The 11633-nt window shown below is 65.2% G+C and carries 10 protein-coding genes; 5 read left to right on the forward strand and 5 right to left on the reverse strand.

Annotated features, from left to right (window positions below; all coding sequences use genetic code 11):
• Positions 1-166: 166 nt before the first annotated feature.
• The 3 genes from L6D89_RS15480 to L6D89_RS15490 all read left to right on the forward strand — a co-directional run bounded on the left by L6D89_RS15480 (position 167) and on the right by L6D89_RS15490 (position 3757).
• Positions 167-1438 carry a cation:proton antiporter gene (locus L6D89_RS15480; RefSeq protein WP_236175607.1) on the forward strand — a complete coding sequence of 424 codons (1272 nt, stop codon included), beginning with the start codon at positions 167-169 and terminating at the stop codon, positions 1436-1438.
• Between the two features lie 115 nt (positions 1439-1553).
• Positions 1554-3137 (forward strand): peptide chain release factor 3, encoded by a 1584-nt coding sequence (locus tag L6D89_RS15485; RefSeq protein ID WP_236175606.1) that lies wholly within the window; start codon positions 1554-1556, stop codon positions 3135-3137.
• 176 nt (positions 3138-3313) lie between these two features.
• Positions 3314-3757, forward strand: a complete 444-nt coding sequence (locus L6D89_RS15490; protein ID WP_236200379.1) for an REP-associated tyrosine transposase — start codon at positions 3314-3316, stop codon at positions 3755-3757.
• Between the two features lie 95 nt (positions 3758-3852).
• Here L6D89_RS15490 and L6D89_RS15495 read toward each other — a convergent pair whose 3' ends face one another.
• Entirely contained in the window at positions 3853-4866 is a 1014-nt protein-coding gene (locus L6D89_RS15495; RefSeq protein ID WP_236200380.1) for a M14 family metallopeptidase, read from the reverse strand.
• Between the two features lie 105 nt (positions 4867-4971).
• Between L6D89_RS15495 and L6D89_RS15500 the strand changes: the two genes are divergently transcribed.
• Positions 4972-5595, forward strand: a complete 624-nt coding sequence (locus tag L6D89_RS15500) for a TetR/AcrR family transcriptional regulator (protein WP_236200381.1) — start codon at positions 4972-4974, stop codon at positions 5593-5595.
• Between the two features lie 136 nt (positions 5596-5731).
• Here L6D89_RS15500 and L6D89_RS15505 read toward each other — a convergent pair whose 3' ends face one another.
• The 4 genes from L6D89_RS15505 to L6D89_RS32615 all read right to left on the reverse strand — a co-directional run bounded on the left by L6D89_RS15505 (position 5732) and on the right by L6D89_RS32615 (position 10211).
• The gene (locus L6D89_RS15505) at positions 5732-6481 is read right to left on the reverse strand and encodes an ABC transporter permease (RefSeq protein WP_236200382.1); all 750 of its coding nucleotides are present in this window, start codon (positions 6479-6481) and stop codon (positions 5732-5734) included.
• Between the two features lie 13 nt (positions 6482-6494).
• Positions 6495-7205: an ABC transporter permease gene (locus tag L6D89_RS15510; protein ID WP_236175601.1), complete on the reverse strand. Its 711-nt coding sequence runs from the start codon at positions 7203-7205 to the stop codon at positions 6495-6497.
• An 81-nt stretch (positions 7206-7286) separates the two neighbouring features.
• Entirely contained in the window at positions 7287-8072 is a 786-nt protein-coding gene (locus L6D89_RS15515) for a transporter substrate-binding domain-containing protein (RefSeq protein ID WP_236200383.1), read from the reverse strand.
• A gap of 69 nt (positions 8073-8141) precedes the next feature.
• Positions 8142-10211: an aminotransferase class I/II-fold pyridoxal phosphate-dependent enzyme gene (locus L6D89_RS32615; RefSeq protein ID WP_275094736.1), complete on the reverse strand. Its 2070-nt coding sequence runs from the start codon at positions 10209-10211 to the stop codon at positions 8142-8144.
• Between the two features lie 279 nt (positions 10212-10490).
• On the opposite strand from L6D89_RS32615, the gene arnB reads away from it, so the two are divergent.
• Positions 10491-11630 carry a UDP-4-amino-4-deoxy-L-arabinose aminotransferase gene (arnB, locus tag L6D89_RS15530; protein ID WP_236200384.1) on the forward strand — a complete coding sequence of 380 codons (1140 nt, stop codon included), beginning with the start codon at positions 10491-10493 and terminating at the stop codon, positions 11628-11630.
• Positions 11631-11633 lie beyond the last annotated feature (3 nt).

Raw genomic sequence — 11633 nt, forward strand, 5'->3', positions numbered from 1 at the left:
TCAGGCTGAACCATCACCCTGCGCTACTTGCCCAACGGCGGATGCGCCCGGCGAAAACGCACGCAGATTCGCTCAGCGGTTATCATCGGGATCCTTTCGCGTGCCCCCGACCCATGGATAGGTCACTCGGGGCCGGCGTTCTTGCCTACCACGGAGATTCATCGCCATGCTTGATCTGGCTGCGGCGTTCATCGCGCTGACCACCCTGCTCACCTACGTCAACTACCGCTTCATCCGCCTGCCGCCAACCATCGGCGTCATGGCCACCGCGCTGATCTTTTCCTTCATCGCCCAGGGCATGTCGCTGATCGGCTATCCGGTGCTTGAGGTCGAGATGCAGCAGATCATCAGCCGCATCGACTTCTCCGATGTGTTGATGACCTGGTTCCTCCCCGCGCTGCTGTTCGCCGGCGCCCTGCACGTGAACCTCGCCGACCTGCGCAACTACAAGTGGCCCATTGGCCTGCTGGCAACCTTCGGCGTGCTGATCGCCACCACGGTGATCGGCTACCTGGCCTACTACACCTTCGCCCTCTTCGGCTGGCACGTGGATTTCATCTACTGCCTGCTGTTCGGCGCGCTGATCTCGCCCACCGACCCCATCGCGGTGCTTGGCATCCTCAGGTCCGCCGGCGCGCCCAAGCCGCTGGCCACCACCATCGTCGGCGAGTCGCTGTTCAACGACGGCACTGCCGTGGTGGTGTTCACCATCCTGCTGGGCATCCTGCTGGCCGGCGAAACGCCCACCGCTTCCAGCATCGCCTGGCTGTTCGTGCAGGAAGCCATCGGTGGCATCCTGTTCGGCGCGGCGCTGGGCTACGGGGTGTTCCTGATGATGCGCGGCATCGACCAGTACCAGGTGGAAGTCATGCTCACCCTGGCCCTGGTGATCGGCGGCGCGGCGCTGGCCGCGCGGCTGCACGTATCGGCGCCGATCGCCATGGTGGTGGCCGGCCTGATCATCGGCAACCAGGCGCGGCAGTACGCGATGTCCGACGAAACGCGACGCTACATCGACAAGTTCTGGGAGCTGATCGACGAGATCCTCAACGCCCTGCTGTTCGCCCTGATCGGCCTGGAGCTGCTCCTGCTGCCATTCAACTGGCTGCACGTGGTCGCCGCCTTCGTCCTCGGCGGCGCGGTACTGATCTCGCGCCTGCTCACCGTGGCCCCGGCCATCGTCGTGCTGCGGCAGACCGACAACGGCCGCCGCCAGGTGCCCGCCGGGACCATCCGCATCCTCGTCTGGGGTGGCCTGCGCGGCGGCGTCTCGGTAGCCCTGGCGCTGTCTCTGCCGCTGGGCGAGCAACGCGACCTGATCCTCAGCCTGACCTACGTGGTGGTGCTGGTGTCGATCCTGCTCCAGGGCCTGTCCATCGGCCCGCTGGTGCGGCGCATCTACAAGGGCGCCGAGCCCGCCGCCGACACCCCGCACTGATGGCTTGGAGCCTTGCGTCGCCGGGTCTGCCGGCGGCGCCTCGATTCAGGCTATAATCCCGCGCTTTTCGGGCCGCTTGCCGCCCGTCTTCACCGAATCGACCAGGCACCCATCCATGAGCATCCAAGCCGCCGAAGTCGCGAAGCGCCGCACGTTCGCGATCATTTCCCACCCCGACGCCGGTAAGACCACCATTACCGAGAAGCTCCTGCTGATGGGCAAGGCGATTGCTGTCGCCGGTACCGTGAAGTCGCGCAAGTCCGACCGCCACGCCACCTCCGACTGGATGGAGATGGAGAAGCAGCGCGGCATCTCCATCACCACCTCGGTGATGCAGTTCCCCTACCGCGAGCACATGATCAACCTGCTCGACACCCCCGGCCACGAAGACTTCTCCGAAGACACCTACCGCACCCTGACCGCGGTGGACTCGGCGCTGATGGTCCTCGACGGCGGCAAGGGTGTCGAACCGCGCACCATCGCCCTGATGGAAGTCTGCCGGCTGCGCGACACGCCCATCGTCAGCTTCATCAACAAACTCGACCGCGACATCCGCGACCCGATCGAGCTGCTCGACGAAATCGAAGCGGTGCTGAAGATCAAGGCCGCGCCGATCACCTGGCCGATCGGCTGCTACAAGGACTTCAAGGGCGTGTACCACCTCGCCCAGGACAAGATCATCGTCTACGTGCCGGGCCACGGCCACGAGCGCATCGAGACCAGGGTCATCGACAAACTCGATTCGGACGAAGCCCGCGCGCACCTGGGCGACCTCTACGACAACTTCCTCGAAGAGCTGGAACTGGTGCAGGGCGCCTGCCACGAGTTCGACAAGGACGCCTTCCTCAAGGGCGAGATGACCCCGGTGTTCTTCGGTACCGCGCTGGGCAACTTCGGAGTCGACCAGGTGCTCGACTGCATCGTCGACTGGGCACCGCAACCGCTGGAGCGTGGCGCCCACGAGCGCACCGTGGCGCCGACCGAGGAGAAGTTCTCCGGCTTCGTGTTCAAGATCCAGGCGAACATGGACCCGAAACACCGCGACCGCATCGCCTTCATGCGCATCTGCTCGGGCAAGTACGAGAAGGGCATGAAGATGCGCCACGTGCGCCTGGGCAAGGACGTGAAGATCGCCGATGCGCTGACCTTCTTCTCCAGCGAGCGTGAGCAGCTAGAAGAGGCCTTCGCCGGCGACATCATCGGTCTGCACAACCACGGCACCATCCAGATCGGCGACACCTTCACCGAAGGCGAGGCGCTGGGCTTCACCGGCATCCCGCACTTCGCCCCGGAACTGTTCCGCCGCGTACGCCTGAAAGACCCGCTGAAATCCAAGCAACTGCGCCAGGGCCTGCAGGAACTGGCCGAGGAAGGTGCAACGCAGGTGTTCTTCCCCGAGCGCAACAACGACATCATCCTCGGCGCCGTCGGTGTGCTGCAGTTCGACGTCGTCGCCAGCCGCCTGAAAGAGGAATACAAGGTCGAGTGCGCCTATGAGCAGATCAACGTCTGGTCCGCGCGCTGGATCGAGTGCAAGGACGAGAAGAAGCTCAAGGAGTTCAAGGACAAGGCCTTCGAGAACCTCTCCGTGGACGGCGGCGGCCACCTCACCTACCTGGCCCCGACTCGCGTCAACCTGAGCCTGATGGAAGAGCGCTGGCCGGACGTCACCTTCCGCGCCACCCGCGAACACCACTGAGTTCGCCGCTCACGAAAACGCCCGCCTTGCGCGGGCGTTTTTGTTTTTGCCGTTTGTTTTTGTAGGAGCGAGCTTGCTCGCGAACCGGCCCCCGCAGGTTCGCGAGCAAGCTCGCTCCTACAGTCAGGCCTCCACACCTCTGCACCGTATCCATCAATACGCAGAGGAGATTCGAGATGGGATTTCATTGCAAGGATTTGCGCAGTGGACGTCACTCGATCACCGGGCAGATTTATCTGGTGACCGCGGTCACTCACCAACGCGAGTCCCTGTTCACGCAATGGAGCGCATCATGCGCCGTTGCCCGAGCGATCCACCAAGTCGCACAGCCCAACCTCCTCGCGTGGGTATTGATGCCAGATCATTTTCACTGTCTGGTCCAACTCGAAAACGATTCATTGAGTGACTTCATGCAGCGGCTGAAATCCATCACCGCGATATCACTCAACAAGACACTAGGGCGCACGGGCAAAGTCTGGCAGTCCGGTTTTCATGACCACGCCCTACGCCGCGATGAAGACTTGAAAGCGGCAGCCCGCTATCTGGTCGCCAACCCCGTGCGCGCCGGACTTGTTCGCTCTGTTCGAAACTATCCCTTCTGGAACGCCGTCTGGCTGTAACGCATAGCCCTGTAGGAGCGAGCTTGCTCGCGAACCGCCCTCCGCAGCGGGGTCAAGGTGTTCGCGAGCAAGCTCGCTCCTACGAAGAGCAGCCCTTACGGGTCGAGCGCCCCGGAGCTCCAGGTGCTGGACGGCGCGGTACCGGTGAACTTGCCCGCGATGGCGCCCAGGGGAATCAGGCGGTCACGGTAACGGGTGGCGAACAGTCCGCTCTGCGGCGCCCGCAGGATATGTTCGCTACTGGCATCGCCGGGGCGCGAAATGATGCGCGCGAAGCGCTCGTCCGCCTCGATGAACTCGCCCAGTTCACGCTCGAAAACCAGCACCCCAGCGGCCGGTGCAAACACGGTTTCCATGAAGCCCATAGGCGTCGCGACGCCCTTCCATTCCGGCAACGGACCTGCATCGCCCAGCACACCGCGCGCGCCGAGGAAACGGTAGATTCCCTCGGCATCCTGCCGCGCCAGCGCGTCGCTGACGTCGCCCTGGCCACGCAGTTCGACGGTTGCAACCAGCCGCCCCGCGAAGCGCTGTTCAGCCAACCAGGGCGCGATCACTACCTCTTCGAAAGCACCGTCGCCATCGCCTTCCCAGATGATCGCCAGCTCCGCGCGCAACGCCGCAGCGAGGTCCTGCGCGGCGGGCCAGAAGCACTCGTGGACATACACATACTGCAGCGCCTCGTCGTCGGTGTGCAGGTCGAGCACGATGTCCGCCGGCGCGGCCAGTTCGGCCAGGCGCTTCTGCCACAGCGTGAGGTTGTCCAGGGTCCCGCTGGCCGCTGCCGAGGCGATGAAGCCGCGGTTGAAATTGCGCGAGGTCGCGTCGTGGTTGCGACCGAGAATCCGCCCCTGGCGGAACTGCCCGATGCCGATGGGATTGGCTTGCGGCACGACCGTCACGCTGCCGTTGAGCACACCGCGCTCGGCCGCCTCGCGCAGGCGCGGCAACAGTTCGTGAAGCACCAGCATCCCGGCGATCTCATCGGCGTGCACGCCGGCCTGCAGGTGCACCCTGGGGCCCGGCCTGCCGCCATCGATACGCCACGCCAGAACGCGCAACTCCGCGCCCGAGTCCCCTGCCACGCTGAAGGACACATCCTCGATCATCAAGCCCTCTCCTCTGTCCGAATCGCCCATGGAAATCTTCGGCGGCGCCTCCTAGTATCGGAACCACTTGCCGATTTCAGCGACGCCGCAAAAGGACGCCAGCCCTTGGATATCCCCCGCCAGAAAGCCCAGCGCGTCACACCCGAGGAACGCCGCGACCATCTCGTCCGCGCCTGCCTCAAGTGCCTGGTCGCCGATGGCCACGCGGGTATCTCGGTGCGCCGCATCGCCAGGGAAGCCGGGGTCGCCGTGGGTCTGGTCAATCACCACTTCGGCAGCATCGATGCGCTGGTCGCCCAGGCTTATGAAACCCTCGCCAGCGAGGTTACCCAGGCGCTCTACCAGCAGGTGGACGCCGTCGGTGGCGACCCCGCTGCGCGCATGGAAGCCTTCCTCACCGGCTCCTTCTCACCGCAAGTGCTGGACCCCGACCTACTCAGCCCCTGGGTGGTGTTCTGGAGCCTGATCCGCCACTCGCCGCCAGTGAACGAGGCGCACGAGCGCGGCTATCAGAGCTACCTTGCCATCCTCGAAACACTCATCAGCGAGCTCGCCCACGCCGAAAACTTCAGCGTGGCGCGCCCGCGCCTGGCCGCCATCGGCCTTTCTGCCATGCTCGACGGATTGTGGCTGGAGTGGTGCCTGAACCCGACCAACTTCAGCGCCGCCGATGGCCTCGAACTCAGCCGCTGCTGGGTCGAAGGCCTCCGTCGCGGCGCCTACGCCTGACGATCTGCTGCGCGTCGGCTGGATGTCGTTGGGCGCCGCCCTCAGATGCTCATTTACTGGCGCAGACTCCGCTCTTCGAGCGCCGCCCGCCTAATCCAGCTCTAGCTCGCAAGATCGTAAGGTGAACTATGCATTATCAAACTGCCGTCCTTGTCCTGCGCTTGCCCAACCATGATCGCTGCGCCGACTTCTGGGTTTCGCGGCGGACCGGCGTAGTGCGCTCCAGTACGGCGAACAGCGCCTCGATGATGAACGTCAGGCAAACGTAGATCGCCGCCACCAGCAGCAGCGGCTCATACACCTGGAAGGTTTGCGCGCGCACCACGTTGGCCGCGCCGAGCAGGTCGACCACGGCGATGGTGGACGCTAGTGCGGTGGACTTGAGCAGCATCACGCTCTCTCCCGCCAGGGTCGGCAGCAGCAGTCGAATCGCACGCGGCAGCCACACGCGATAGAGCACCAGCGAGCGGTTCATGCCAAACGCCGAAGCGGCCTCCAGCTCACCGCGCGGCACCGCCTTCAGGCCGCCGCGCACCACCTCGCCGACGTAGGCGCCGACCGAGAGGATCAGCGCGATGACGATGTACCAGAAGCCATCGCGCAGGTAGGGCCAGAGGAAGCTGCCGCGGATCAGCGGGAACTGCGCAAACAGGCTGCCCAGGCCGTAGTAGAAGATGTAGATCTGCACCAGCAGCGGCGTGCCGCGGATCACGCTGGTGTAGGCCAGCGCCAGGCGCGAGACCAGGAAGTTGCGCGACATCCGCGCCAGCGCCACAACCAGCGCCAGGGCGAAGCCGAGAATGGCGGAGATCAGCAGGATCACCAGGGTGGTGCCCAGGCCCTTGAGCAGCAGGGCACCGTAGACGAATAGCCAGTGTTCGTTCATCGCCGCGCCTCGCTCAGACCGCCGGAATCCAGCGACGGAAACGTCGCTCCAGGTAGCCCGCGAACAGGTTGGAAAGCACGGTGAGCACGTAGTACAGCGCCGCCGCGGTGAGGTAGAAGGTCAGGTAATGGCGGGTCGAGCCGGCGGCCTGCTTGGCCGTGTAGAGCAGCTCGTTGGTGCCGACCACGCTGATCAGCGCACTGTCCTTGATCAGGTTGACCCACAGGTTGGCCATGCCGGCCAGCGCGTTGGGCGCCATCATCGGCAGGGTCACCCGGCGGAACAGACCGAAGCCGTGCATGCCGTAGGCGCGCGCCGCTTCGATCTGGCCGAATGGAATCGACTGGATGGCACCACGGAAGATTTCCGAGGCGTAGGCGCCCTGCACCAGGCCGAGCACGACGATGGCCACCATCATGCCGTTCAGTTTCACCTGGCCGTAGCCGAGCCACTCGAAGAACTGGTTCAGGCCCATGGAGCCGACGTAGAACAGCAGCAGGATCAGCAGCAGCTCCGGCACCGCCCGGCACAGTGTGGTGTAGCCGCGCGCGAGTATCGCCAGCGGGCGCGGGCCGCCGATCTTGGCACTGGCCGCGGCCAGGCCGATGAGCAGGCCGACCAGGAAGGCGCCGACGGAAATCTGCAGGGTGACCAGCAACCCCTTGAGCAGGGCCGGGCCCCAGCCGCTGGGACCAAAGCCGATCAGGTCGAAGATGCTTTGCATGGCCGTCTCCAGGGTGGGAGGCTCAGGTTCGTGCCCGCGCGCCGGATCGGCGCGTGGGCACGGAAGCGGCTCGCGCCGGGGTCACTGCTTGGGCGCGACGCTCATGCCGAAGTACTTGTCCGACAGCGCCTTGTAGTCGTCGCTGGCGAGCAGTTTGCCGATGGCCTCGTCCATCTTCGCCTTCAGCTCGGTATCGCCCTTGCGCATGCCCGCGCCCACGCCACGGCCGAACAGCGGGTCGTACTTCACCTCGCCCTTGTTGACGATGCCGGCGGCCTGGGCATCCGGCGATTTGACGAAGGACGCCACGGCAATGCCGTCGGCCATCATCAGGTCGATGCGCCCGGCCACCAGGTCGGCGTTCACCGAGTCCTGGGTGTCGTAGTAGCGCACGTCGGCGATCTTCTCGTAGTACTTCTTCAGGTAGTTGGAGCTGACCGTGGATATCTGTACGCCGATGGCCTTGCCCTTCAGGCCTTCGGGGCTGATCTGCACGTCCACCGCCTGCGGCGCGGCAACGGCGACCGGGGTGTCGTAGTAGGGACGGCTGAAGGCGATCTGCTTCTCGCGCTCCTCGGTGATCGACAGCGAGTTGAAGATCACGTCGATCTTCTTCGCCAGCAGCGCCGGGATGATGCCGTCCCAGGCCACTTCGTCGATTTCGCAGGTTGCCTTCATCTCGGCGCAGACCTTGTGGATCAGGTCCGGCTCGAAGCCGACCCAGCTGCCATCGGGCTGCTTCTGCGAGAACGGCGGATAGGGTTCGGCGGCCAGGGCGAAGCGGATCGTCTCGGCCTGGGCGCTCGCCACGCCGGCCACCAGCATCGCCGCACCCACCATCAGATTGCACAGACCTTTCTTGTTCATCGTGATCCCCTGCATTGTTTTATTTAGTGTTGGGTCACGCTCATCGATGCGCCGACAGCGCGGCATCGGTCAGCGATTCTGGTGCGCGTTGACGAACTGCCGGCAGCGTTCGCTGCGCGGGCGCGAGAACACTTCCTCGGGCGTGCCCTGCTCCTCGATCAGGCCCTTGTGCAGGAACGCCACATGGCTCGACACGTCGCGGGCGAAGGCCATCTCGTGGGTGACCAGGATCATGGTGCGCCCCTCCTCGGCCAGCGAGCGGATCACCCGCAGCACTTCACCCACCAGCTCCGGGTCCAGCGCCGAGGTCGGCTCGTCGAACAGCATCACTTTCGGCCGCACAGCCAACGCGCGGGCGATGGCCACGCGTTGCTGCTGGCCACCGGAAAGGAAGGCCGGGTATTCGTGGCGTTTCTCCGCCAGGCCGACACGTTCCAGCAACGCCTCGGCGCGCTCGCGGGCCTCGGTCTTGCTCTCGTGGAGGACGAAGGTCGGTGCTTCGATCAGATTCTCCAGCACGGTGCGGTGCGGCCACAGGTTGAAGCTCTGGAACACCATGCCCAGTTGCGAGCGGATGCGCGTGAGCTGCTTCTGGTCGGCCACCTGCGGCTCGCCGTGGCGGTTCTGTGTCAGGCTGATGGTCTCGCCGTTGACGGTGACCGAGCCCTGGTTGGGAATCTCCAGCATGTTGATGCAGCGCAGCAGGGTGCTCTTGCCCGAGCCGCTGGCGCCGATCAGCGAGATCACCTCGCCTTCGCGGGCCGACAGCGATACGCCCTTGAGCACCTCGAAGTCGCCGAAGCGCTTGTGGATATCGCGCACTTCGATCACCGGCTTCGCCGTTGACGGACCTGCTTTCTGTAGGAGCGAGCTTGCTCGCGAACCAGCCACATCCGCAGAAGCATCAGGAGCGTTCGCGAGCAATAACGATGGCGTCCCCCTCGCTCCTACAGTTGATTCGGCACGTGCGGGAAGGGATTCGACGAAGCGGATGATCCGCGCACAGGCCTCAGCCATGCTCTCGTCGCTCAAGCCGAAGGACAGCCGCACGAAGCCCTCCGCCTGCGGACCGAAGGCCGCCGCGTCGAGCACCGAAACGCCCGTGGCGTGGAACAGCTGCCAGGAGAAATCCAGCGAGCTGAGGCCGGTGTCGCGCACGTCGACCATGACGAACATCCCGGCCTCGGGCGACAGCACCTTCAGCCGCGGGCAATCGCTCAACGCGGCGACTACCAGGTCGCGGCGGCGGCGGTAGATCTCGCGCATCGCCGATACCACCTCGTCGTGGCGCTGCACTGCCACCAGCGCGGCCTCCTGCACGAAGCCCGGCAGGCCGTAGAACATGTTCAGCGCGAGGTTTTCCAGGTGCCCGACCAGGACCTCGTTGGCGACTATCCAGCCGGCGCGCCAGCCAGTCATGGCGTGGGACTTCGACAGGCTGCCGATGCTCAGGGTGCGCTCGGCCATGCCGGGTAGCGCGGCGAAGCTCTGGTGCTCGCGTTCGAAGGTCAGCCCTTCGTAGACCTCGTCCACCACCACCCAGAGGTCGTGAGCCTCGGCCAGTTCGGCGATCGCCAGCAGCTCGTCGCGGTCCAGCACGACACCGGTGGGGTTGCTCGGGTTGGCGAGGAATATCGCCTTGGTGCGCGGCGTGATCGCTGTGGCGATATCCGCAGCCAGCGGGCGGAAGCCGTTTTCCGGGCGGGTCGGCACCCCCACCAGCACGGCACCGGTGGACTTCAGCGTGGCCTCGTAGGTGACGTAGACCGGATCGAAGGTGATGACCTCGTCGCCCGCTTCCAGTAGGCACATCGCGGCGGCGAACAGGCCGTTCTGCGCGCCGGCGACCACGATGATGTTCTCGGCGGCCACTGTTTGGCCGAATCGCCGCCCATGTAGTTCGGCAATCGCCTGGCGAAGTGCCGGGCGGCCAGCTACATCACTGTAATGGGTGTCGCCGTCGCGCAAAGCGGAAACGGCGGCATCGGTGATGAAGTCCGGGGTAGCGAAATCGGGGTCGCCGACGCTGAGCACTATCACGTCGCGGCCGGCTCGCTGGGCAGCGATGGCGGCGTAATGAATGTCCCAGGCGGCAACGCCGGGTCCGACCATCCTGTCCACAAGCGACGAATAACGCATGCAAGGGCCTCATCCGAATGACGGAATGTCCTGCGGGAGGGTCCGCAGGAGCGTTGGGCCACCATAGCCAAGGATGAACGAGTGTTCAACAGCGTTTTCCGACATCAGATATGTCGTTTTCAGACCGTTCACTCCCCTCCCTTCCAATCTTCGGGTGCTGCTTATCGCAAGTACGACCGACGAACGGAATAACGACATCCACTTAACGGCTTCTTAACGATCTCCCCCGTAGCGTTCTCTCACCCCCTGACAGAGCCGTCGCGGCCTTTGGAACACCACATGGAAACGCCCTTCCTCCCCTTCTCGCGCCCCAGCATCGGCGAAGAAGAGATCCAGGCAGTCAACGAAGTCCTGCGCTCGGGCTGGATCACCACCGGGCCGAAGAACCAGGAACTGGAACAACGCTTCGCCGACTCCATCGGCTGCCGCCATGCCGTGGCACTCTCCTCGGCCACCGGCGGCATGCACCTGGCCCTGCTGGCCCTGGGCATCGGCCCAGGCGATGAGGTGATCACCCCGTCGCAGACCTGGGTGTCCACTGCCAACATGATCTGCCTGCTGGGCGCCACCCCCGTCTTCGTCGATGTCGACCGCGACACCCTGATGACCGACGCCGCACGCATCGAAGCGGCGATCACCCCGCGCACCCGCGCCATCATCCCGGTGCACTACGCCGGCGCGGCCTGCGACATGGACCCGATCAACGAATTGGCCCTGCGCCATGCGATTCCGGTGATCGAGGATGCTGCCCATGCCGCCGGCACCTTCTACCGTGGCCGGCCGGTGGGTCAGCGCGGCACCGCGATCTTCTCCTTCCACGCGATCAAGAACCTGACCTGCGCCGAGGGCGCCATGTTCGTCACCGACGACGAGGCCCTGGCCAACCGCGTGCGCACCCTGAAGTTCCACGGCCTGGGCGTCGACGCCTACGACCGCCTGACCCACGGCCGCAAGCCGCAGGCGCAGGTGGTGGAGCCGGGCTTCAAGTACAACCTCACCGACATCAACGCCGCCATCGCCCTGGTGCAACTGCCCCGGCTCGAAGCGATCAACGCCCGCCGCGCCGAACTGGCCGCCGGCTACGCCGAGCGCCTGGCACACCTGCCCGTGCAACCGCTGGCGCTGCCGGACTACCCGCAGCAGCACGCCTGGCACCTGTACGTCCTGCGCATCGACCAGGAGCGCTGCGGCATCGACCGCGATGCCTTCATGCAGGGCCTGCAGCAGCGCGGCATCGGCAGCGGCATCCATTTCATCGGCAGTCACCTGCACAGCTACTACCGCCAGCGCTACCCGCACGTGCAGTTGCCCAACACCGAATGGAACTCCTCGCGGATCGTCTCCATTCCGCTGTTCCCCGACATGACCCGGGCCGACCAGGACCGCGTGGTCGACGCCATCGAAACCCTGCTCCGGTAACGC

The sequence above is a fragment of the Pseudomonas pseudonitroreducens genome (genome assembly GCF_021603645.1).
GTDB classification, from domain to species: Bacteria; Pseudomonadota; Gammaproteobacteria; order Pseudomonadales; family Pseudomonadaceae; genus Pseudomonas; species Pseudomonas pseudonitroreducens.